Here is a 22,056-nt window from a genome sequence, read left to right as displayed (position 1 = left end):
CGGCGATCAAGGTGGATAACGGCAGCGAGTTTTCCGGCAAGGTGATGGACCGCTGGGCGTATGAAAACGGCGTGGAGCTGGACTTCTACCGCAGAGGGACACCGACCGACAACGCGCTGGTGGAAAGCTTCAACGGGCGCCTGCGGCAGGAGTGCCTGAATGAGCACTGGTTCTTGTCACTGGCCGATGCGCGGAGCAAAATCGAAGCGTGGCAGCGCTTCTATAACGAGGAGCGACCCCACAGTGCACTGGCATGGAAAACCCCTGAAGAATTCGCCCGAAATTGCGGGTCCCAAGCGAATTGCCAGGTGCCGTAGAAGGTCGAATTCTCTACTTTCGAATGGTACGGTAATCGGGGGTGGGATTACCGCTCGACGGCAATGCGGCGCTCTTCGAGATTCGGCGATGGGGCGCTGACTTTCTTCAGAATTTTCGCAACTTGCCTAGCGACTTCATCCCTAATCCCATCTTGGTGGCACGCAAGCTGTATCGGATAGCGCACTAATACCTCGCAGGCGGCTTCCGACCCTAAGCAGCCGTTCGGCAGCGGTGTGCCAAAACCAGCCATTCGCCCAGCGCGAAGCCGTCGGGCAGAAATGCAAAGGGTGGCGGGTCCGGCCTAAGACTCCGCGAGAGCCGCGATCGGCGTCAGAGCCCCGCTGAGGATGCACGGATCAGCAGCTATTCGAAACTCTGCTCGCCTTCCCGATCGCGCTTGCTCTCATGTTCGATCCAGCGTTCCAGTTCGGGCAGCATGTCGGTGACCCATTGCCGAACCTCGCCTCCGACATTGTCACCCAGTGTTGTGATAGCTGCGCGACGCCGAACCAGGATATCGGCGAGCGAGCCACTCCAGCCGCGCGGATGCAGCCGCGACCAGATATCACCGAGAAACGCCCGCTTGTCTCGCGCGTGGCCCAATATTTCCAGGAAAAGCGTGGAGACACCATTCTCCTCTTCGCCCTGCCGCCGCTTGAACATAGAGATGCTTTTGCCAAGCAGCGGATAGCGCCGATCCGGATCGATATTCGCCCACTGAGCAAGGGTCTCGGCGCCGACATCTTCCACCGGCGTGCCAGACCCGAAGTCCCCCTCAAACAGTCCCCGATTCCTGGGCCGGAGCTCAGGAAGCAGGAATTCGTCGAGAGCGATGAGGGGATGCGTTTCGAAGAGCGCCTTCAAGACATAACCAAGATCGTAGGACGAGAGATAGACGGTCTCAAGCCCGACCCGGACCCGCGCGCAGATCTCGCGCAGCGTCGCCGCACCATCAGGTCCGGCGCAGCAGACCCGAATGACGGTATGCAGCCCGAAACCGCGAAGCGACTGCTTCTTCCCGAAGTCGGCGCGCAGCAGCAGCTCACGGCCGACGGCAATCAAGGATGGAGCGCGTTGTCGGCCCTCCTCCCGATCGCGGTAGAAGTGCATGTGAAGGATATCGAGCGCGATCTCCACGCCGTCGGCGAGACTGGCGATGTCGGTGAGTAGCGGCCCAAGCGCGTCGGGTGGAGACTCGCCGACACTGCCATTGGCGATGCTGTGAAAAGTCCGCGCCGACAGGACGCCACGTTCAATCGCACGCCGAAGCCGCGCAATGCCCTGGGTATCGATAGCAACACGCGCCTGAAGATAGGGCAAGCTCGCGGCGAGATCGGGATTCTCGATCACATCCTCCAGCGCGGCATCGGCGAAGGCCGAATCCCTGGCGTTTGCGCCATGGATGAACCCGCCCAGCACCGTCGCATTCCGGCTGTCCACATCGGCGGCAGAGAAGAGGCCCAGCAGTTCCCGCCACATCGCATCAAGATCGGCGGCGCCATCCGACAGGCCGATGCCGCACTCGTAAGCGCGCTGCGGATGTTGTTCGACGAGCAGTTCGGCAATGAAGGTAGCGCGCGTCTCCGGGTCGTGCGCGAGCGCGGTTCCGATCTCTTTCGCGAGCTGGGAGGCGCGCTCATAAGGCTTCATGACATCGCCGTCGTCGGCATCACCGTCAGCGACATCCCAACCGAAACTGCTACGCCCCAGCACCACCGCACGGGCCTGATGGAGAAGATCGGTGGGTTTCAGGCGGTCGATGAGCGCGGTGAGGCGCGCGCGCACCTCATCAGGCATAGCGTGGCCCTCGAAACGCAGCGCTGTGCGGAAGCCGATCCACCCCTCGATCCAGGGCCGCTCGGAAGAGAAGTGGTTCGCTGCCCGTTCGAGCGCATCGTGACAGGCGCCGGAATGCCACAGCTCCCTTACGCTATGGGCAAGGTGGTCCCGGGCGTTTTCGATGATTGGCGAAAGCTCGACCGCCAAGTCGACCGCGCCGTTGTACCAGGCCCAGATGTCGCCATAGGTCGGCGGGTGCCAGCCATAGTCGCGTGACCGGGCGCCGAAGTCGAAGTCGCTGGATGAACTGAAATGGTGCGCCTTCAGCAGCGCATCGAGGGCGACGCCGGCGCAGCGCATCAAAGCCGGATCACCAGATTGCGCGAACCGGCGCACAAGCGATCGCCGCTGGTCCGGCAAAGCCTTGGTGCCGGACAGGTGCAGGTGAAACAGCTCGGCGAACATGTCGGATGCCGAGTTGTTGTTGTGATTGGGCGGTTCGGCGGAAAGGAACCGGGCAAGCAATGTCGCCGCGCGGTCGAATAGCGGTGGATCGTAAGCGAGGAGCTTGATCAACCGTATCCACTGCCATCGGTCGCTCGACTGCGGATCGAGTATCTCGGCGCCGCGCGGCCCGGCCACGTCTCGCTCGATCTTTGCGAGCACGGCATCGGGCGCGACCGGAGCGATATTCGTGATGATCTGGAGGCCGTCTTCGCCCAACGCCCTGAGATCGCCAAGAAGACCGTCGGCACCGAGCCAGCGCTCGACCGCGGCCCGTGCCTCGGCGCTGTCGTGCAGATAGCCGAGGCGGCGCGAAAGGGACTTCTGCATCCGCGCCGTGAGCGACGCGCAGAAGCGATCAAAATCGGCCGGGGGCATGCGTTCGAGGGCGAACCCGGCGAGCGGGTTGGCGATCGCGTGCGGCAGGATCGCGCGCCACCGTCCGCGCAGCTGCGCGATCCCGCGCTGACGAAGCGTGTTCAGCGCCGCATATATCGTCGCCACGGAAGCGCCGCGAATAGCAGCAACCCGCGCAAGTTCGCCGCTTTCCGACGTGTCTTCGCCATCGATCGAATAGAGCAGCGCAAGGTCTTCGGCGGCGGAAAGGAGATCCCGGTCGGGCTCGTTGCGCTGGTGAAAAATCCGCTCGAAGAGGTCACGGCTCTTGAGCTTTCCCAGGGTCTCGCCTTTCCCGAGGGTTTCTGCGAGGGCGCGCGCCACGCGGAAATTGCCGTCGCTGAACTCCGATATCGTGCGCCTGTCCACCTGCGTCACATTGGGGAAGGTCTTTTCCAGCCACAGTTCCACCATTTCGGGCGATGCTGATTGCAGGCGAAAGACCTCGGTACGCTCGGGCTCATCGTCGCGAACATCATATTCGACCGTGAGGAGGCTGACCTGGCTCCCCGCTTCCGAACAGATGCGGGCAAGTTCGCTGTGCGTCGCCGGATTGCAGTTATCGACGATCAGGATCGCACGTTGCCGTGTGATGACTAGCTGGCGCGCCATGTCCCGGGCGATCGGGTCAGTCTCGACCGAATAGTCGGTATAAACGGCAAGCCCCGGGTCCAGCGGCGCCTCGCCGACACCATCCTCGAACAGTGCCTGCACGAGACGAGTCTTTCCGAGACCGGACAAGCCGATCAACCGGATACATTGGCGAGCTTTGGTCAGAGAGACGCGAAGCCGGGCGATACCCTCGCCGATGGTGAGTTGCTCGCGGTCGCTCGTTCGCTCATCAGTTAGGCAAGCCTTGTCATTGAAGAGATAGGGCGTCTCCTCGCTCACGCCGACGCCGCACCAATCGCCGATGCTGCTCCAGCCCGACATACCGATGCCGAGCCGCATGCGGACCCAGGCGGCAATCCCGGGATAGTGATTGACCCATGTAGCCAGCCGGTCGCGATCGTAGAAGTCGCTATGCAACTGCCCGGCCTCAGGCAGATCGTCTAGCTGCGCCCGGATCGCATCGCGACGATCGCTCAGCGGCCTGTCTGCGACCGACCCTTGCGCGCTGACGATGATGTAGGCGCCCGAGCGAGCGGCGAGTTCGGCGATGACCGGCCGTAGTACGCCGCCAGGACGCATCTCATTGCGAATTGCGCTCGCCGGCATGTCGGGCTTCTTTACCTGAAACCCTGTGTGCTGGCTCGGCACGAAATCCGGCATCAGCAGGGTGGACGGGCACTCGACCCGGACATCAAGCCCGCCATCGGCCGCATCCTGATTGCCGCCAGCGGTCACCGACGAACTGGGGCAACCCTGGGCCCGCAATTCTGCCAAAGCGAGACGAGCGACGAGTGTCCGCAGATCGGCGTCATTGAGGTCGGCGACTTGTGCGGCAGTAATTTCGAACATCGTTCTTCCCCCCTCTCATCAAGTATAGGAGAGCATGCGGGAGAACAAGGAGCGGTCAAGCGATAGTTGGTCCGCCACGGCCGCGACGAACTGCCAGTTGTTCCATCGCCAAGCATGATGCCTGCGACTGGCTTGCTGAGCTGGCGCTCCAGCGCCGGTGGCCACGGCACGAGCGCGAACTCGCGCGATCCGGCGGAGAGGCTGTTGGGTCGCCATCTGCGCGATTTCTTCTAGGTGCGGAGCACCTGAATCGTCTCGAGATGCTTTAGCGCCGCGTTATCCAGTCCGTTCTTGAAGAAAAAGCGTTTGCCTTTCCACGTCGCCGAAGAACTTCTTGAGCCAATTTACGGTGACGTCGGCATCGGCGCCGCCGGTGGTGCTGCCTATGCTATGTCCTCGAGAATGATCGGCCTTGAAAGGGCCAGCCTAAACGAATGTCCATTCAGCACGATTTGCGGCTCAGAAGCAGCCAGTGTGGTTCCAGCCCAGTTTTTGCCTTTTCCCGTAGGTCGCCTTGGTGATAGCCGAATGTCAGCTGTTGGCTGAGAGCAGTCACTCATGGCTGACTCGCTCCTAGATGTGTGCTAGATACGTAACCGCATCGAGACGACAATGGGATGCGATAGCGCCGGGCAGTTCGAAAAGACGGGGCCGTGCGCGGAAGTCGAAGAGACGATAGAGGTGGTACTGGCTGGCATCAGCTTCAGAGCGCGCCAGTTCGTTGCGGCTGACGTGGAATGGAGTCAGAATGCCGAACGCGGTGGTCTTGACCTCGATGAGTCGCTCACGGCCATCGGTCTCGTAGGAGAGCACGTCGTAGCCCAGGCCGTCGCCCTGAGAAGCGGCCACGTGTTCAACTCGATTGGCCAGCCGCTTCTGGCCGGTTGCATGAAGGCGCCGGTTTTCCAGTTCCATCACAAACAACTCGCCAGCGCGACCGAGCGAGCGGTTCCGCGCTTCTTGCGCGAGGTAGTCGCATTGGGCCGGTGAAAACAGAGGCAGGTAGCTGGGTGGTATCTCTCGTACCCGCGCCGTTGCCGGTGCCGGAACCCACACGGCATCAGTATCGTCTGGGGCGATCATGACGGCCGGCCGCAGCACGGCGGATTGGGCGGCAGCCTGCAGGGCATCGTCCGACTGAGCCTGACCTCCCACCACGTCGAACAACAGGGCCTGGTAGTTGCCACGCGGCTTGTAGCCATCAATGTACGGGTAGCCGAGCGCGAGCAGGACGGCGCTGATGTTGCAGTGCTTGAACTCGATGGCGGGTCGGTTGCGCCCGTCAAGCCGCTCGGCCAACGCGCGTGCGTGGGCGGTCTTGCTGTAGCGCTGGCCGTTCAGTTCGAGAGTCAGCATGTGCAAGTAGTCGGCGACGCAGGCCTCCACTTCTTCATGAAACCAGTCTGTGCCCCGTGCCATATCGCCCCTCTTGCCTGTCACAAGGTTAACGGGCATGGAGTGTAGGGCAAGTATTGGCAGCGAAAGGGGCATTGGCATTAAGGCCATCTCCGGGCTTTGCTAAAGCCTTTTTAATTCAATAATTTACTCAGTCAGTGCGATTGCTAGTGGGCCACCCATGGAACGCAGGCACTTGGACGCGCGCCCAAGTGCCCTTTTTATTGATTCGGCAAACTATCGGGAAACGTCTTCTCCTTCGCTGATCGCGCAGTCCACGTTTTCTGAATAAGCGATTGCATGCGCCGTGATCATCGTTGCGCTCCGTTACGGTGCGCTTGCTTGCTCAGCCAAGTGAGGACATCAACGGCCGGATCCTCATGCATGCAGACATGCAGCCGGCCCAGCACGATGCTCTGCGTACCGCCGCCCGGCAATACGCCATCAAAGTCAGTGGCTTCGCATGCGATCAGGATCGGCGGAAGGTTGGGCTGTGCATCGGAATGCAGCATGGCCAGCACATAGCCCTGCATGATCTCGAAGCCGAGGGTGACGCCTGTGCAGACGCGGAACTGTTTGCGCGTGCTCATCGCCGCACCTGCGCATGCAAGGCGTCGACTGCAGCGAGCGCTGCTTCGCAGTCTGCAAACGTGAGGGCGTGGATGGCCTTGTCTGCACTTGCGAGGCGCGCCGTCAGGCTCAGCCATGCGGCATGGCTGCATTCGAAGGTGTTGGTGATCAGGCCGACATGCCGGGCAATCTGACTCGGAACAGACGCGGGTGTTTCTTGGGTGTCGTATGACATATGGATTTCCTCAGGTTTTGGAAATCCGTCACCCCGACGCCAATCCGGGTGACGGACGGTACGCGGTTGGCGTGCCGGCCTGAGGACCGGTGGGCCTTGCGACCCCCGCGCACCGCCCGCCATAAAGCTGGCCGGCATGCGCCCGCGACGATGCGGGCGATAAAAAAAGCGCCATGCATCGATCGATGGGCGCTTGTGCGCCTCAGGTTCCGGGACGCCAATCCCGGTCGCCGAATATGCGGCGACGCACGCATACTCGCTCCGGCTCTTGGCGCCTGTCAACGGGAAGCGCGGGAGTCGGCTGCGCTAATTTCGAGAATCTCCGGCACTGCGTGTCGTGATGTGCTCGAAGTTAGTCGACGTGGCTTAAACGAGCATCGATTGCTGGGCGGAGATAGCCGCCGTCGCGCCTTGCCATGATGCGGTGGTGACCGAGGCTATTCCGGGGTTGGCGAGGTCGCCTGCGGCGTAGATGCCGGGCATGCTGGTTTCGCGGCGCTCGTCGACCTTGAGGGCGATGCCGGTTGGCGTGTTGACCGTGGCCAGGCCCAGCGATTCATGCAGGCTTGCCGATGGCGTGGTGCGCGGATGCGCAAACAGGATGTCGACCGCAACGTCGGAGCCGTCATCGAGGCTGATGGTGGCACCGTGGTCCCCGTGACGGGCAATCCCGGTCATCCGGCCATCGGCTACGGGCACGTTGCGGCTTGCCAGATCGGCGCGTAGATCGGGTGCAATGGCATGGCCATCGGCAAAGACCGTCAGCCTGTCAGTCCAATCGCGGAACAACCGGACCTGGTTCATCGACTGCGGGCCGGACCAGACCAGGCCCCAGTGCTGCGAGGCGACTTCGAAGCCATCGCAATAAGGGCAGGGCACGATGGATGTCCCCCAGTTTTCTGCATAGCCCGGCACCGCCGGCATCTGGTCGACAACGCCATAGCTCAGGATCAGGCGACGTGCCTTCAGGCGTTCGTGATCGTCAGTGACAACGCAGAAGTCGTCGATTGCACCTGACACACGCTCGGCCCGCGCATTGATCAGCCTGATGGTCGGATAGCGCGTCAGTTGCTGCCGCGCCTCGGCCAGGATGTCCAGCGGTGGCTTGTGATCGTGGCCGAGCACGCCATGCGAATGTCCGGCAAAGCGGTTACGCGGCCGGCCGGTGTCCAGGACAGTAACCTTGCGGCGAGCACGGCCAAGCTGCAGGGCGGCGGCAAGACCTGCAAAGCTGCCGCCGATGATGATGACGTCATCCATAGGATAGGTACCGAGTTGAAGGAGAGAGGCACGTGCGTGGCGAGGCGCCGCGGCAAGGACCTGTTGAGTCCGCGGCTTGCGCTTTTGGGTACTGGTTAGTATCCTAAATACAGAATTAGGATACTGTCAAGGACTCAAATTACAGTGGCCCAAAACAGCCGAAGCCGGCGCGGCCGGCCAACCAATGCGGCGCTTGGTCAAACGATCGTCGACGCGGCCTATGCGCTTTTTGTGGAACTGGGCTTCCAGGCGACCACATTGGACAAGGTCGCCCAGCGGGCGAAGATCTCCAAGCTCAGCATCTACCGGCACTTCGAGAGCAAGGAGGCGCTGTTCAGCGCGGCCATCGCGGACCGCTGCCATCAATTTGCCCCGCAGATGTTCTCTGAAAGCCTCGACGGCTCCGTTGAAGATCAGCTGATGGCCGTTGGATCATCGCTGCTGCGCACCCTGTTGAGCCCGGATGTCCGCAGCGTCGAAGCCATGGTCATGGCCGACAAGACAAACCAGACATCCTTGAGCAGGCTTCACTACGAAGGCGGCCCCGCCTATGTCATTGCCCAAATCGAGGCGTTGTTACGTCAGCTGCATGAGCGGGCAATGCTGGACGTGCCCGATCCTCACGGGTCCGCGCGCTTGTTTGCGGCGCTTTTCAAAGGAGCTGACCTGCTGATCATCGCGCGCTTCGATGCGCCGAGAGCGGAGGACAGCAAGGAAATCGAGTCCTATTGCAGGTCGGCTGTCGCGTTGTTCATCGCTGCGCATGGTGGCAAGAACCACGCGCCTGGATAGCGTGATGCTCTACAACCGGCTCAGCGATCTGTAGGTCTTCGACTTGAGGTTGCCGGGAAACCGCCGGGAGGTTGGCTGCGTGTTGGCGATGTTGCCGCCGTCAGTGCATGGCCATGGCGGTCGTCGTTGCCAGGGTCATGAGCCACCCAGCGTTTTCGCCCATTGCCCACTAGTTGTGCACGCGTTAGTGCAGGGCGATAACGACATGCCGTCATCGTTCGGCCGCCAGGTCATGTTGCCGATCCTGCTTGGTATCGGCGCAGCGCATCCCGACCTCCACCACACGCTCTCCTTCAACGACCATCTGATCGACCCGGCCCAGGAAGGCACCGACCTGACGATCCGGTTTGGCGGACTCGAACGTTCGGGTGGCCTGGTGGCGCGCAAACTGGGACGCCAGCGTCGACGGGCCTCCTTGGGCCTGAGTGTGCCGAAGGTTCTGGTTCTGGCGGATCCACGTCATAGGGATGAGGTCAGTTACGTTGCGACCGATGAGCGGGAGATCACCCAAGGACTGGCGCCGCAGCGCCGGATCCACTGATGGCCAGATCCTTCAGCCACTGCTCAACGCTGCGCGGTGTGCTGCCCAGTAATTGCTGGGCGCTGGTGGCGAAGTTGATGGTATTGGCAGGGGTTTGCCAAAGGGCCTGGTAGAACCCGGCGACGGCCATGGCGGCGGGGCCGAGCAAGGGTTGCAGTTGCTTGCCGAAGGCTTCGGGTTGCACGCGCTGAAACTGGACATCGCGCTTGAAGTGGTTGGTCATTGCAGCGGCGAGGTCTGCGCCCAGCAGGGCCGGTAACTGGCCGACGCCGACCACGCCGGTGATGGCCGGTCGATCGAACAGCTGCGCAGCGACGTCGGCGATGTCCAGGTGCGAGCTCCAGGACACCGGGAAATCTTCCCGGACCGGGTAACCGAGGACGCCATCGCCGTGCACGCCGCCGATGACCATGGGCAACAGCAGGTTTTCCAGATACAGGCGTGGGGCGATGACGGCGCTGGAAACGCCACTGCGCTGCACGCCATCGATCAGCAAGGCGATGGCCGAATCGGGCGCTGCCTGCAGCGGGTTGCCCGGGTCGTCGACGATGCTGCCGCTGGTGGAAATCAGCACGCGCGCTGGCCTTGCGGCGTCGATGGCCTGGACGATGTTGGTGGCGTAGGCCACGCGCAGGTCTTCGGGCGCCTGAGGCAGGTGCACGAAGACGCCATGCGCGCCGCGATAGGCGTCGATCAACGACTGGACCGAGCCATTATCGATCTGCACCGAGGGGCCGGTGGCTCCATCGGCGTTGCGGACTGCGGCCACGGCGTGCTTGCCGGCCTGCAACAGCACGTTGAGCAGCGGGGCGCCTTGTGCGCCGGTGGCACCATGGATGATGTAAGTCATTGGCATACTCCTGTGGAGGTAAGGGGGAAGCTGAGGCGCAGGAGCATGGGCGGCGTGCTTCGGTTACTTCAACTGCACTAATGGCATGGCGCTGAATGCAGATCGGCGTGGAGAACGAGATGACGGCCAGGCAGGGGATCGAGGTGGGCGTGGTGCTGTATGCCGATGCGCAGCAGGCGGCCGTGCTTGGCCTGACCGATCTGTTTGCGGTGGCCAACAGGCTCGCGGACGCCAGCGGTGCAGCGGAGGGCGCGGCGATCCGGGTCACGCATTGGCGGCAGGCAACGCCCACCGCCGTGCCGTCGCGTGTGTTCGAGAGCGATACGCATGCCGGTGCGCGCCTGTGTGCGTTGATCCTGCCGCCCAGCCTGGGCGATGCGCCGGCCCACGAGCGCAACGCCAGCCTGATCGATTGGCTACGCGTGCAGCATGCGCAGGGCGCGATGCTGTGCTCGGTATGCGCGGGGGCGTTTCTGCTGGCCGGCACCGGCATCATGGACGGACGTCGCATGACCACCCACTGGCTGCATGCAGCGGCGCTGCAGCAGCGCTTTCCGGCGATCCAGGTGGACTCGGACCAGATGCTGATCGACGAGGGCGATGTCATGTCCGCCGGTGGCGTGATGTCGTGGACCGATCTGGGCCTGCGGCTGGTGGACCGCCTGCTGGGGCCGGCGATCATGCTGGAAACCGCGCGGGTGCTGCTGGTCGACCCGCCGGGCCGGCAGCAGCGCTACTACAGCGTGTTTTCGCCGCGATTGACGCATGGCGATGCGGCCATCCTGCGGGTACAGCACTGGCTGCAGGAGACCGGTGCGCAGGAGGTGGCGCTGAGCAGTCTGGCGGCACTGGCGGGGTTGGAAACGCGCACCTTTTTGCGTCGCTTCCAGAAGGCCACCGGCATGACCAGCACCGAGTACGGCCAGCGGCTTCGTGTCGGCCGGGCGCGTGCGTTGCTGGAAGCCGATGCCATGACCATCGACGCGATTGCCTGGGAGGTCGGCTACCAGGAGGCGGCGGCATTTCGCAAAGTATTCAAGCGCATTCTTGGGCTGTCGCCCAGCGACTATCGGCAGCGCTTTGCGGGTGCAAGCCGTGCCGTGGGGAGCTGAACTTGCCGGTCATCTTCTTCTCCGGGGCGCGGCCAACACGCCTAGCGGTGGTGAAATGTCGCTGCAGGACCGGTGATGTCGGCGGCGCCACTCGTCGTGACGACAGTGCCGGCGCATGCTGATGCATGGCATTCAACACGAGAAGCACCATGCGCAAGGCGGTCATCGTCATCGATCTGCAGAACGACTATTTCCCCGGCGGCAAGCTGCCGCTGAGCGGCATCGAGGCCGCCGCAGCGAATGCATTGGCGGTGATCGCCAATGCGCGCGACACGGGCGTTGCGGTACTGCATGTGCGTCACGAGGCGGCTGCGGATGCCCCGTTCCTGGTGGCCGGTTCGCAAGGCGCGCAGCTCCATGATGCGGTTGCGCCACAGGACGGCGAAGCGGTCATCGTCAAGCGGCACGTCAACGCCTTTCGCGAGACGCCGCTTGCGCAGCAGCTGCAGCAGCACGGCGTGACGGACGTGGTGATTGTCGGTGCGATGAGCCACATGTGCGTGGATGCCTGCGTGCGCGCTGCCGCCGACCTGGGCTATACGGTGACGGTGCTGCACGATGCCTGCGCCACGATGGATCTGCACTTCGATGGCACCAAGGTGCCGGCGGCCCACGTGCACGCGGCAATGATGGCCGCGTTTGAGTTTGGCTATGCGGCGGTGCGATCCACGCGGGAGTACCTGCAGGGTCAGTGAGCCAGCGGCGCGCATCTGGCGACAGGTACCGATGGTGCAGGCCGATTGCTGCGCGGGTTGCGCCGGGCCCGGATGCGGTGCGCACCACATCCAGCGCATCACCGCGCGAACCCGGGTGTCCGGCTGCGACGAAGCGTCGCAGGTGGCGTGGCGTTTTTTCATTACACTTTGCCGGTGCGCTTACCTTCCTCGCCCTTGTTCAGCATGATGCAGCGCCTCGCTTGCCTGGCGCTGCTGCTGTTGCTGATCGCGCCGTTGGTAAGCCGTACGCTCGAGAACGCCGCCAGCGTTCTGGACGGGCCGCTCTGTCATAGCCAGACCTTGCAAGCTGGCGAGGCGCTCGATGCCGTGGGTGGCAAGGCACACGCGGCGCAGCGCTCGGCAGACGTGCAGGCCGCGACAGCCGAGCGATGGCTGGGCGACAGGCAGGACCTGCGCCATGCCGACGGTGGCCATGGGTTCGCCTGCGATTACTGCCTGCTCGCCGCGCGGCTGCTGCCCTGGCTGCTGATGGTCTGCCTGCTCTGGGCGCTGAGTCGGAGCCGGCTTGCGGTCGAGCGCCTTGCCGTTGCGTCTCCCATCGCGGCACGCTGGTGGGCACACGCGCCACGCGGTCCACCGCGATTGGCCTGAAACATCGTGTGTGGAGCCGCATCCGTCAGCGGGTGTGACGTTAGATGTTCTGGAGCGTGTAGATGACGTACTTAGCCTTGCCGCCCCGCGCGGCGGCGACGCCTTGCCTTGCCCTTGTGACGCTGGTGCCGACACTGGCGCTGATGACCCCCGCGCAGATGCGCAGGCTTGCGGCGGGCGAACCGCAATACCGGTGTCGAGCCGTTTCGAGCGAAGATGCATCGAACCTGGACAGCTGCGATCAGGCAGTTGGCGTACAACTGCAGGATCAGCGGTGAACGGCATGCGCAATGCCACTCCGCGCGGAAGGATGGGAGTCCGCATGCAAACGCTGCGATCGGTGTGGAAGCGAGGACTGTCGCAGGTGATGCTGGGGTGCCTGGTCTGCGTGCTGGCGGGCTGTGGGCAACGGGGCAGCGGGTTCGCTCCCGATGGCGCAGACCTCAGCCCGATGGCGCGCGGAATGGATTTTTACCTCTACGACACCGAAGGCGCGCCGCGGCCGTTACGCAGTTTCCGTGGCAAGGCCCTGGTGCTGTTCTTCGGTTTCACCCATTGCCCGGATGTGTGCCCGACGACGCTGGCGCGTGCGGCGCAGGTCAAGCGCAAGCTGGGTGCGGATGCCGCCAAGGTGCAGTTCGCGTTCGCCACGCTGGACCCGCAACGCGATACACCCAACGTGCTCAGGACCTACGTGAAGGCGTTCGATCCGGACTTTATCGGCTTGACCGGTAGCGAAGGCGAAATCCGGGTGGCGGCGGGCAATTTGAAAGTGAGCTATGCGAAAGTGCCGATGGGGCCGACGTACACCATCGATCACTCCACGCGCAGTTTTCTCTTCGATCGCGATGGACAGCTGCGCGTGGGCCTGGCCCACGAGCAGACGGTGGACTCGGTTGTGCACGATATCCGGCAGGTGCTCTGACTGACCTCAGAGCGCGCTGCCGGCTTCCCGATGATCAACGTCGATGACCGCTATGCACGGCGCCGTGGCGCCCGCACGGCTCGACCCAAGGAGAACGAAATGAAATTGCATCTGCTGCTGGTGAGTGCGTTGTCTGCCTTGTCGATGGTGGCTTGTGAGCGCACGGCTGCGCCCGAGGCCAACCCGGCGCCGACGGCCGCGGCCTCTGTTTCGACCGTGGCGCCGGCGGCTGCTCCTGTGGTGGTGGCGAGCGGGGCGTGGTCGCGCGCAACGCCGCCGGGCGCGCCGGTGGCGGGCGGCTACCTCACCTTGCGCAACCAGGCGGCAACGCCGGATCGTCTGGTGGCGGTGGAATCGCCGGCCAGCGCACAGGTCGAAATCCATGAGATGACGATGGATGCTGGCGTCATGAAGATGCGCCATCTCGAGCAGGGGCTGGTCCTGCCGCCGGGCAAGGACGTGGTGCTGGGGACAGGCGGGACGCATTTGATGTTCATCGCGCCGGCTGCGCCATTCGAACAAGGCAAGCCGGTGGTGGCCACGCTGGTGTTCGAGCATGCGCCGCGCGTCGAGGTGCATTTCGACGTTCGTCCGATGGGCGCATCGGCGCCCGATGCGCAATCGCATGACCGGCATATGCACTGAGAGCGGCTAACAAAGCGTCGCGCGCAGTCGTCCGGTGGCTGTGGACGGCGTGGCGGAACTGGCGTGTACGCGTGGTACATGCCGCACCGGGCACCGGCCGCGCCCACCTGGCGGTGAGCACAGTCGTGTTGTCGGTTTCTCCAAATCGCCTCAGTGGAAAATCAATGCGCCAGCACCACCACCTTCGATGCGGCCACCGGCCGTTCACTGCCAGGATCAGCTAGCCAATGGAAACGTCAAACGCTCCGTGTTGTGGTGTCGCGCGTTTTTTCCAGCTGCTGGAGGGCCCATGGGCGTCGCTGATCGTGCGCGAGCTGCTTGCGGGGCCGCGCCGGTTCAGCGAACTTCGGCAGGCATTGCAGGGCATCAGCGCCCATACGTTGACCAGCCGCCTGCGGCAGTTTGAGGCCTCCGGTCTGGTGGTGCGCACCGCGTATGCGCAGACGCCGCCGCGCGTGGTCTATGAACTCACGCCACTGGGTGAAGGGCTGCGCGGCGTCTTCGATGCCTTGCGCGAATGGGGCGAGTCGGTGCCAGTGGAAACCGTCGCGGTGACGCAACCCAAGGATGGCGTTGCAATGAGCATGCGGGAGATTGCGGCTGGCTGCCCGCTCGCCAAGTCCTGAGTCGACGTTGTGCGTCGCGCCAGGGCGCCGTGCGCAGGTGCGGGCGATGGCTGGCGCGGTTGCAACGATTGAGGCACCGACGGCTGCAAGCCTGAAACAGCCAGCAGTGCGCACATCGACCAATCTGACAGCGGGCAGTGGGTGGCCGGAGCGGCGCCAGCAAGCTGCACCGCCTGCGTGTGCTACCGGCTGCTTGTCGTCGAATATACGGTTCGTATACGATGTGTATATTCCACAACACACCAGGAGCCACCATGGGCATCGTCAATATCGATGACGACCTGCACGATCAACTGCGGCGCGCCTGTACCGTCACCAGCCGGTCGATCAATGCGCAGGCCAACTTCTGGATCAAGGTGGGCATGTTGTGCGAGATGCATCCGGACTGCTCATTCCAGGACATCGTGGCGCAGGAGCTGCGAGCGGCGGGGGTGAGGCCACAAGCCTTGAAACCGCACACCGCAAAACCAGGGCGCGCATGATCAAGCACCCGGATGAGATCGCATTGATGGCGGTCTCCGGGCAGCTTCTTGCGCAGGTGTTCCATGCGCTGGATCGGCTGCCGCTGGAAGGGCGCGGCACGCTGGAGCTCAATGCCTTTGTCGAACGCATGATTGTCGATGAGCTCGCCGCACGGCCTGCAAGCAAGGGGCAATACGGGTTCGAATTCGTGCTCAATGCCTCGATCGACGATGTGGTCTGCCACGGTGTGCCGTCGGCGGACGATGTGTTGCGCAGCGGGCAGATCGTCAATCTGGATATCACGCTGGAAAAGAATGGCTTTATCGCCGACTCCAGCACGACGTATCTGGTGGGCGAGGTGACCTACCCGGCGCGACGGCTGGTGCAGACCGCGTATCAGGCAATGTGGAAAGGCATTGCCGCAGTACGGCCGGGTGCGCGGCTGGGCGATATCGGGCATGCGATTGCGCGGCATGCGCGCGACCACGGCTACAGTGTGGTCAAGGAGTACTGCGGCCACGGGATCGGCCGTGAGATGCATGAAGATCCGCAGATCCTGCACTACGGCCATGCCGGCACCGGCCTGGCGCTGCAGGAAGGCATGGTGTTCACCATCGAACCGATGATCAATCAGGGCCGTGCGGCGATCCGTTCGCAGCCTGATCAGTGGCCGGTATACACCCGCGATGGCAAGTTGTCGGCGCAGTTCGAGCACACGGTGGCGGTGACCCGCAGCGGCGTGCGTGTGCTCACGCTACGGCCCGACGAAACGCCGCTGTGCCCGGTGGAGTGATGCACGGCAAGACGCTGCGCGCGGCAGCTGTCATTGCCGCGATGCGCGCCTGGATGCGTCGGGTGCGCGTGGGATGAGCGCAGTGGTGGTGTTCTGCAGCAGCGTCCGTACGGCGGTTTCGACATCGATGAAACGTCTGCGTTGGAGCAGATACGCCACCCCGAGCAGGGCCGCGAACATCAGTGTCACGCCCGGCATGACGATGGCTGCGGGAACCAGGATTCCAACCGTCGCATACACCACGGTCCAGCTGCAGTCGCCGGTGATCGTGATTTCGCGCTGTCTGCGGTCGACCGCGATGCGCCCGCGCATGATCGGTGGGTACACCGGGCCGACGATCACCAGAAACGTCTCGCGAAACGCGTAGACGTGCCCGGATAACGGATGGAATCTCAGCTCCGGCCAGCGCGACTGCTCGAGCGCATGTTCCACCTGCGCCAGTGAAAAACAGTCCAGTGCCTGACGGCTTGCCGGAATCCGGCGCCGGAACACCGGCAGTCCCCATCCGAAGTACAGGCGGTTCCAGCTGATCGACAGAACGCCTTCGATCACCATCACGACCAGCAGCAGCTTGAACATCGAGGCCCCTTGTTGTCTGGCGAACACTGCTGCAGGGCGTCGGCATGGATCGTCGCCACGCGCTGCCAGCGCCGACTCTAGCAACCCAGCGTGCGGCGCAGGGCCGTCACGCATCCAGGGCGCCGCAGACGGCGGCGCTGTCGCTGGCGGATTGGATCAGGTCAGCAGAGCTGATGCACACTAGCTTCCACAGCCGACGTCGCCACTTCCGGCGTGCTGATCCAGTCCCGCTTAGCGCCATGCAGCCACCGTCTCACCATGTCCTTGCTGCGCAGCCGTCCACTGCCGCGCAGCTGCGTCGCCCCGTCGACTGGTTGCGTCGGCAGTTGCGTGCCAACGACCTGTGGTTTATCGGTCTGGCTGCGCTGGTCGGGTTGGTCGCCGCCGCATTGATGGTGTTGCAGGCCGGCATCGCGCACGGGTTGCAGGCCTGGCTGTACCGGTTGGGGCCGGATGCGCGGCTCAGCACGGCAACCTCGATCACTCCCACGCAATTGCTGGTGCTGCCGCTGGGTGGGCTGCTGGTGGGTCTGGTGGCGTTGATGGCGCGACGGCGCAAGCGGCCCCTGGTGGACGCGGTGGAAGCCAATGCGTTGCACGGCGGGCGCATGTCGATGCGCGACAACCTGATCGTTGCGGTGCAGACCTTGCTGTCCAACGGCTTCGGCGCATCGGTCGGGTTGGAGGCGACGTATACGCAGATGGGGTCCGGTGCCGGCTCGCAGCTCGGTCGCATCCTGCGGGTGCGCCGTGCGGACATGCGCACGCTGGTCGGCGCCGGTGCGGCGGGCGCCATCGCCGGCGCCTTCGGTGCACCGCTGGCGGGTGCGTTCTACGCGTTCGAGATCGTGATCGGCGCCTACACGCCGTCGGCGTTGGCGCCGGTGGCGGCTGCGGCCTTGGCCGGCGCGTTCATGGCCAGCGCGCTTGGCGCAGCGCCGTACTCGTTGCCGGCGGCGGTGGCCTACCAGTTGCAGCCACGCGACTACGCGATCTACGTCGCGCTGGGGCTGGTGTGTGCGTTGATCGGCATCGCCGTGATGCGCCTGGTGGCCGGCATCGAACGCGGCGTGGGGCGCATCAATCTACCGCTATGGGGCCGCCCGGTCATCGGCGGGTTGCTGCTGATTCCGTTGGCGATGTATTCGCCGCAGGTGCTGTCGTCCGGCCATGGTGCCCTGCACCTGGATATGACCAGCAGCACCACCGTGCAGGTGCTGGCCACCCTGTTGGTGCTCAAGTGCATTGCCTCGGGCATTTCGCTGGGTTTCGGCTTCCGGGGCGGGCTGTTCTTCGCGTCCCTGTTCATGGGCTCGTTGGTCGGCAGCCTGTTCGCCGTATGCGTGAACCTTTTGCTGGGTGCGGCGGTGGTGGATGCCACCAGTGCATCGCTGGTGGGTATGGCCGCACTGGCGGCCGCGATCGTGGGCGCACCGATGACCATGGCGATGCTGATCCTGGAGGGCACGCACGACTTTGTACTGGCCAGCGCGGTGATGGTGGCAGTGTTGGTGGCCAATACCGTGGTGCGGCAGGTGTTCGGCTATTCGTTCTCGACCTGGCGGCTGCATCTGCGTGGCGAAAACATCCGCAGCGCACGCGATGTGGGCTGGGTGCGCAATCTGTCGGCCGGCAAGATGATGCGCAAGGATGCCAACCACACCGCGCAGGACATCAGCGTGGGCGAGTTCCGGCGCCGTTTCCCGCTAGGGTCGACCCAGCGCGTGGTGCTGGAGGATGCGGCCGGTTACTATGCCGGTGTGGTGCCGCTGGCAGTGCTGTATGCCGACAACGTGCAGCCGGATGCGCCGGTGAGCGACTACGCCAGACATCGCGACGCGGCATTGCTGGCAGACACCGACATCGTGGCGATCATGAAGGTGTTCGATGCGACGCAGGCCGACGAGCTGGCGGTGATCGATACCGGCCGCCGGGTACTGGGCGTGTTGTCCGAAGGGTTCGTGCGCAAGCGCTACGCCGAAGAGCTGGAAAAGCGCGAGCGCGAACTGATGGGCGAGCGGGCCAGCGGCGACGACTGAGGCCGTCTATCCGGACGCGGTGTGTCGCAGGTTGCCGGCGTGCGCGCAACCGTGGAGCGATACACGGTTGCGCCGGCCATGCGGCATGCGCGGAGCAGCGATTTCGCCGCTACACAAGTGCGACGACGCGTGTGCGACGAGGAGCGTCTGACAAACTCCTTCATGCCGATCTACTGCGGGGCGGCTGGTCTGGGGCTTGGTTGCAGGGCTATAGGGCTACAGGGCTGCTGGGTGCTTGATCTGCGGCTTGGCTGCAGGGTCCTTGCCCGCCCACCGTCGCGGGACACGCTGCAAGTACGTCCTTGTAAGCTCTTACGCGGCATCCATGCCGCGTAAGGTCCCGCGACGGTGGGCGGGCAAGGACCAGTCGAGATGGTCGGTGTGCATGCTTCGAAAAACAGTCCGCAAACTGTCCGTTGTGTTGTCCTCGCCGCTTGCAGGAGCGATGGCGGCATGGGTGCGCCAATCGCTCCCGGGGGTGGGTTCACGGCGTGTCCCGCGAGCGGTGAGGGCACCGCGCCCTCGACCCACTCAGCGTTTGACCTGGACGGCTGACCGCATCCACCAAGATGCGGCTGACACAAAAACGACGCTCATCGCAGGCGACCGTTCGCTATGTTCTGCTAGCCGCTCTCAACGGCAGCGCCCGAGCCGGCGTTCTCGTTGCGGGTCGCGGCGGTGCTTGATGCGCTTGGTGCAGGCGCATGCGCGCCCACCAGGGCGGTGAGCCGCCGGTGGCAATCGCGCACGGCAAGCGCGGACGCCGGCATGTTGCAGGCGTCGAAGGTGTGCGCTTCCGCCTTCCAGGCGACGAGCAGGTCTTCCAGATCGCAGAGCAGGCTCGGCATAGGCGTTTCTCGATGGGCTTGGCGTACTTACGGCGGCAGACAGCGTTCGGATGCAAGGCCGCTATGCAGCAGGCTGACTCAGTTACCTGACGACCCAGCCTGGCAAGTCGCCGCCAAATACGCGGGTCGCCATCGCCACCCGGCGGGGTTCCTTTGGCCGTGTCTCCCGCCAGACATCCGCAACCAACCGCAGCTTCAGCGTGTCCGTGCGGTGATGACGCTGCACGCCGCCATGCGCCAAGCCACACATTCATATCACGGCACCGGGAGGAGGGTGACAAGGCGGCCTTCTGCCGCAGGAGACGAGCATGCGCACCCAGGAAAACGGCAACGAGCGGATCGACGACTCCCGCCCGCCCAACGGGGTCAAGGCCCCCGGCAAGAACGAGGACCTGCTGCAGGATGGCCCGGCGCAGGACAGCGAGATCGATGACGACGACAGCATCGAAGGCGACATCGACGAAGACGAGTAGCCCGGGCGGGCCAGCCGCACGGCATCGTGAGCACGCGCAGCGCGATGCGTGAGCAAGCGCAATGCCGCGCCGCGCTGGGGGCATGCTGCCGTGGCGGGATATCGCGCCGATCATCCAGCCGCGGCGATTGGTCGGCATGCCCGTCTGTCTTGCGTCTGCCGTCTCCCGTGTGGCACGGCGTTGTTCTACAAGGTGCGGGAGCGCAGATACGGCACATCCATGCGTGCGCCCGGCTCGTCCGCAGGCAGCGCCCATCCTAAACTGCACAGCCACCAATACCGTTGAATGCCATGGATACGCTGCCACCATTACCGACCATTGCGCTGGGCGAGTATTGCCACTTCAAGGGCGGCCGTTACGAGGTGCTGGGCGTCGTGCGCAACAGCGAAACCCTGGAGCCGCTGGTGCTGTATCGGCCGCTGGACAGCGAGATCGGCCTGTGGGTGCGGCCTTTGGCGATGTTCATGGAACAGGTGGACGTGGATGGCGTGATGCGGCCGCGCTTCGCGCCTGTGGCGTGATCGGCGCGTGCCGTCGCATCCGCTTTCAGTTGTCCGGTAAGACGGCCGTGAGCACCGCCAACGCGCCGCTTACCACGCCCGATGGGCGCTACCTCATCGTACGTGGCCGGCTGTGGCGCACGTCCAATCCGCATCTGAGTGCAGAGGTCCGCCTGGCCCTGGTCGGCGAGCTGATGGATGCACGCCGTGCGGTCAAGGCGGCCAAGCGCCTCGACGATGCGCGGCAGCTGGCGAGCGCACGCGCCAAGGTCGATGCAGCAAAGATCGCGTTGGGAGAACGCGGCCCGGTGTGGTGGACCGACGGTGCCGACGATCTCAATCGGCATCTGGTCAAGAACACGCCATATGCCGACTGGTTTGCTGGTCTGGACGCTGCGCATTAGCGTGCGTGCAGCAGCATGCTGCAGAGAACGATCAACACCAGATGCGGCGAAACCGCCGCGATGCGGCGCCGCAGGGTAGTGCGCACATCCCGCGTGGCGGGCTTCTCAAGAGCCCATGGGCATGCAAGCGCCCGGACGGATGACCGCAACCAGTTGCATCGGCCCAGCGCGACGCTGCCGGGCTGGGCCGTTGCTGTCTGCCTAGGCGACTCAGCCCAGGTCGCAGTTGCTCGGCTGCGGCCAGGTGGTGGCGGGCAGCATCGCCTTGACGGCGGCCGGTGCGGTGATGCCGATGGTGCTGGCGCCGTACAGGTCTTCAAGCTCGTCGATGCTGACGATGTAGCTGTCCAGCGAACCCAGGTTGGCGCTGTTGGGAATCAGCCAGCTGATGGCGCGGGTGCCGCCGCCCGGGTTGGCGGTGATGATGGTCTTCCAGAAGAAGTCGGGCGTGCGAATGCCGTGGCTGCTCAGGAAATAGTCGTTGCTGGTGTCGCTGTAGATCACGCCGCCATACACCTGCACGCTGGCGATATCGCGATAGCACTCGGCCACGTTTTCTGCGCGCACCCAGATGCCCTGGTTGAAGCTGGAGACCTGCGGCACGATGTTGGACATCAGGTTGGCGCGACGGATATAGGTCGCGTTGTAATCCATGTGGTTGGAGGTCACCAGGTGGCCGCGGTCGTAGCCGCTGCGCACGCTGGCATACGAGGCGGTGGAGGTCTGGCCGCCGCAGCCGCTGGGCAGCTCGGTGTCCAGGTTGAAGCTGGAGGGGCGCGCAGCCGATCCGGTGTCGGCCTGCAGTACGTACTCGTAGCGCAGCGCGGTGTGGTTGGTGCAGTCGTAGCGCAGCGTGTAGCCGCCCTTGTTGAGGGTGACGACCTGGGCATTGGCAGTGGCACTGACAGCGGCAAGAAGCAGAACGACGAACAAGGTCCGGAAGCGCATGGGAGTGAATCTCCTGGAAATCAATCGGACGCACGACGCCACCGCCGGCTGCGGATAAGCAGACCGACGCTCAGCGGAACGCGCGCTGGAAGGGGGACAGTTGGCTCGGTGTGTAGCGAGCGCAACAGCTATCGCACGCAAATGTTGCGTGTTGGTGACGTATGCGTGAGTAATGTGAGGTCGCACCATTTTTTTCGATAAAAATGTGCTGCGTTCCGCAGATTCACTGTGTGCGGCCACTGCGCGATAAGCGCGAGGTTATGCCTGGCGCGC

General features: G+C 64.1%; 25 protein-coding genes, 1 other RNA gene and 1 pseudogene. 17 read left to right on the top strand and 10 right to left on the bottom strand.

Going from position 1 to position 22,056, the window contains the following annotated elements; all coding sequences use genetic code 11:
• Positions 1–5 precede the first annotated feature (5 nt).
• Positions 6–317: pseudogene (locus FHY18_RS16120) on the top strand (integrase core domain-containing protein); the annotation flags it as partial.
• Between the two features lie 364 nt (positions 318–681).
• Here FHY18_RS16120 and FHY18_RS16115 read toward each other — a convergent pair.
• On the bottom strand, positions 682–4,458 hold the full coding sequence (locus tag FHY18_RS16115; protein ID WP_259156825.1) for a hypothetical protein: 3,777 nt from the start codon (positions 4,456–4,458) through the stop codon (positions 682–684).
• A 291-nt stretch (positions 4,459–4,749) separates the two neighbouring features.
• On the opposite strand from FHY18_RS16115, the gene FHY18_RS16110 reads away from it, so the two are divergent.
• The gene (locus FHY18_RS16110) at positions 4,750–5,004 is read left to right on the top strand and encodes a hypothetical protein (protein WP_259156824.1); all 255 of its coding nucleotides are present in this window, start codon (positions 4,750–4,752) and stop codon (positions 5,002–5,004) included.
• Between the two features lie 27 nt (positions 5,005–5,031).
• On the opposite strand, the gene FHY18_RS16105 is transcribed toward FHY18_RS16110, so the two are convergent.
• From FHY18_RS16105 to FHY18_RS16090, 4 genes are all read right to left on the bottom strand, one after another.
• A complete protein-coding gene (locus FHY18_RS16105; protein ID WP_259156823.1) occupies positions 5,032–5,877 on the bottom strand; it encodes a DUF3883 domain-containing protein in 846 nt (281 codons plus the stop codon).
• Between the two features lie 287 nt (positions 5,878–6,164).
• Complete coding sequence (locus tag FHY18_RS16100) at positions 6,165–6,443, bottom strand: hypothetical protein (RefSeq protein WP_259156822.1); 279 nt, start codon at positions 6,441–6,443, stop codon at positions 6,165–6,167.
• Entirely contained in the window at positions 6,440–6,658 is a 219-nt protein-coding gene (locus FHY18_RS16095) for a hypothetical protein (protein ID WP_259156821.1), read from the bottom strand. Before FHY18_RS16095 ends, FHY18_RS16100 begins: the two co-directional genes overlap by 4 nt.
• A gap of 366 nt (positions 6,659–7,024) precedes the next feature.
• Entirely contained in the window at positions 7,025–7,918 is an 894-nt protein-coding gene (locus tag FHY18_RS16090; RefSeq protein WP_259156820.1) for an NAD(P)/FAD-dependent oxidoreductase, read from the bottom strand.
• A gap of 144 nt (positions 7,919–8,062) precedes the next feature.
• Here FHY18_RS16090 and FHY18_RS16085 point away from each other — a divergent pair, with 144 nt between their 5' ends.
• Positions 8,063–8,710, top strand: a complete 648-nt coding sequence (locus FHY18_RS16085) for a TetR/AcrR family transcriptional regulator (protein ID WP_259156819.1) — start codon at positions 8,063–8,065, stop codon at positions 8,708–8,710.
• Between the two features lie 205 nt (positions 8,711–8,915).
• Complete coding sequence (locus FHY18_RS16080; RefSeq protein ID WP_259156818.1) at positions 8,916–9,251, top strand: LysR substrate-binding domain-containing protein; 336 nt, start codon at positions 8,916–8,918, stop codon at positions 9,249–9,251.
• Here FHY18_RS16080 and FHY18_RS16075 read toward each other — a convergent pair.
• On the bottom strand, positions 9,214–10,101 hold the full coding sequence (locus FHY18_RS16075) for an NmrA family NAD(P)-binding protein (RefSeq protein ID WP_259156817.1): 888 nt from the start codon (positions 10,099–10,101) through the stop codon (positions 9,214–9,216). The two genes, FHY18_RS16080 and FHY18_RS16075, sit on opposite strands and share 38 nt — an antisense overlap.
• Before the next feature lie 119 nt (positions 10,102–10,220).
• On the opposite strand from FHY18_RS16075, the gene FHY18_RS16070 reads away from it, so the two are divergent.
• The 6 genes from FHY18_RS16070 (at position 10,221) to FHY18_RS16045 (ending at position 14,111) form a co-directional block, all read left to right on the top strand.
• Entirely contained in the window at positions 10,221–11,213 is a 993-nt protein-coding gene (locus tag FHY18_RS16070) for a GlxA family transcriptional regulator (RefSeq protein ID WP_259156816.1), read from the top strand.
• 149 nt (positions 11,214–11,362) lie between these two features.
• Positions 11,363–11,908, top strand: coding sequence for a cysteine hydrolase family protein (locus tag FHY18_RS16065; RefSeq protein ID WP_259156815.1), 546 nt, complete (start codon positions 11,363–11,365; stop codon positions 11,906–11,908).
• Positions 11,909–11,953: 45 nt separating this feature from the next.
• Complete coding sequence (locus FHY18_RS16060; protein WP_259156814.1) at positions 11,954–12,541, top strand: DUF2946 family protein; 588 nt, start codon at positions 11,954–11,956, stop codon at positions 12,539–12,541.
• Between the two features lie 62 nt (positions 12,542–12,603).
• Positions 12,604–12,819: a hypothetical protein gene (locus tag FHY18_RS16055; RefSeq protein ID WP_259156813.1), complete on the top strand. Its 216-nt coding sequence runs from the start codon at positions 12,604–12,606 to the stop codon at positions 12,817–12,819.
• A 44-nt stretch (positions 12,820–12,863) separates the two neighbouring features.
• A complete protein-coding gene (locus FHY18_RS16050; RefSeq protein WP_259156812.1) occupies positions 12,864–13,466 on the top strand; it encodes an SCO family protein in 603 nt (200 codons plus the stop codon).
• A 99-nt stretch (positions 13,467–13,565) separates the two neighbouring features.
• Positions 13,566–14,111 carry a copper chaperone PCu(A)C gene (locus tag FHY18_RS16045; RefSeq protein WP_259156811.1) on the top strand — a complete coding sequence of 182 codons (546 nt, stop codon included), beginning with the start codon at positions 13,566–13,568 and terminating at the stop codon, positions 14,109–14,111.
• 4 nt (positions 14,112–14,115) lie between these two features.
• Here FHY18_RS16045 and FHY18_RS16040 read toward each other — a convergent pair.
• Positions 14,116–14,191: non-coding RNA, sX9 sRNA (locus FHY18_RS16040), on the bottom strand.
• Positions 14,192–14,338: 147 nt separating this feature from the next.
• Between FHY18_RS16040 and FHY18_RS16035 the strand changes: the two genes are divergently transcribed.
• From FHY18_RS16035 to map, 3 genes are all read left to right on the top strand, one after another.
• Entirely contained in the window at positions 14,339–14,737 is a 399-nt protein-coding gene (locus tag FHY18_RS16035; protein ID WP_259156810.1) for a helix-turn-helix domain-containing protein, read from the top strand.
• A 254-nt stretch (positions 14,738–14,991) separates the two neighbouring features.
• Positions 14,992–15,219: a ParD-like family protein gene (locus FHY18_RS16030; RefSeq protein WP_259156809.1), complete on the top strand. Its 228-nt coding sequence runs from the start codon at positions 14,992–14,994 to the stop codon at positions 15,217–15,219.
• A complete protein-coding gene (gene map, locus FHY18_RS16025) occupies positions 15,216–15,992 on the top strand; it encodes a type I methionyl aminopeptidase (RefSeq protein WP_259156807.1) in 777 nt (258 codons plus the stop codon). Before FHY18_RS16030 ends, map begins: the two co-directional genes overlap by 4 nt.
• Positions 15,993–16,022: 30 nt before the next feature.
• Here the strand turns inward: map and FHY18_RS16020 are convergent, their stop codons facing one another.
• Positions 16,023–16,571 (bottom strand): hypothetical protein, encoded by a 549-nt coding sequence (locus FHY18_RS16020; RefSeq protein WP_259156806.1) that lies wholly within the window; start codon positions 16,569–16,571, stop codon positions 16,023–16,025.
• A gap of 239 nt (positions 16,572–16,810) precedes the next feature.
• On the opposite strand from FHY18_RS16020, the gene FHY18_RS16015 reads away from it, so the two are divergent.
• The gene (locus FHY18_RS16015) at positions 16,811–18,610 is read left to right on the top strand and encodes a chloride channel protein (protein WP_259156805.1); all 1,800 of its coding nucleotides are present in this window, start codon (positions 16,811–16,813) and stop codon (positions 18,608–18,610) included.
• A 623-nt stretch (positions 18,611–19,233) separates the two neighbouring features.
• Here the strand turns inward: FHY18_RS16015 and FHY18_RS16010 are convergent.
• A complete protein-coding gene (locus FHY18_RS16010) occupies positions 19,234–19,458 on the bottom strand; it encodes a hypothetical protein (RefSeq protein ID WP_259156804.1) in 225 nt (74 codons plus the stop codon).
• Between the two features lie 308 nt (positions 19,459–19,766).
• Here FHY18_RS16010 and FHY18_RS16005 point away from each other — a divergent pair, with 308 nt between their 5' ends.
• The 3 genes from FHY18_RS16005 to FHY18_RS15995 all read left to right on the top strand — a co-directional run bounded on the left by FHY18_RS16005 (position 19,767) and on the right by FHY18_RS15995 (position 20,835).
• Positions 19,767–19,931 carry a hypothetical protein gene (locus tag FHY18_RS16005; protein WP_259156803.1) on the top strand — a complete coding sequence of 55 codons (165 nt, stop codon included), beginning with the start codon at positions 19,767–19,769 and terminating at the stop codon, positions 19,929–19,931.
• A gap of 290 nt (positions 19,932–20,221) precedes the next feature.
• Positions 20,222–20,452 (top strand): DUF1653 domain-containing protein, encoded by a 231-nt coding sequence (locus FHY18_RS16000; RefSeq protein WP_259156801.1) that lies wholly within the window; start codon positions 20,222–20,224, stop codon positions 20,450–20,452.
• A 47-nt stretch (positions 20,453–20,499) separates the two neighbouring features.
• Positions 20,500–20,835 (top strand): hypothetical protein, encoded by a 336-nt coding sequence (locus FHY18_RS15995; RefSeq protein WP_259156799.1) that lies wholly within the window; start codon positions 20,500–20,502, stop codon positions 20,833–20,835.
• 210 nt (positions 20,836–21,045) lie between these two features.
• Here the strand turns inward: FHY18_RS15995 and FHY18_RS15990 are convergent, their stop codons facing one another.
• Entirely contained in the window at positions 21,046–21,783 is a 738-nt protein-coding gene (locus tag FHY18_RS15990; RefSeq protein WP_259156798.1) for a DNA/RNA non-specific endonuclease, read from the bottom strand.
• Positions 21,784–22,056: the final 273 nt, after the last annotated feature.

The sequence above is a fragment of the Xanthomonas sp. 3793 genome (assembly GCF_024806835.1).
Taxonomy (GTDB): domain Bacteria; phylum Pseudomonadota; class Gammaproteobacteria; order Xanthomonadales; family Xanthomonadaceae; genus Xanthomonas; species Xanthomonas arboricola_F.
Note: the sequence above shows the minus strand (reverse complement) of the source record. Positions and strands in the feature narration are given on the sequence as shown.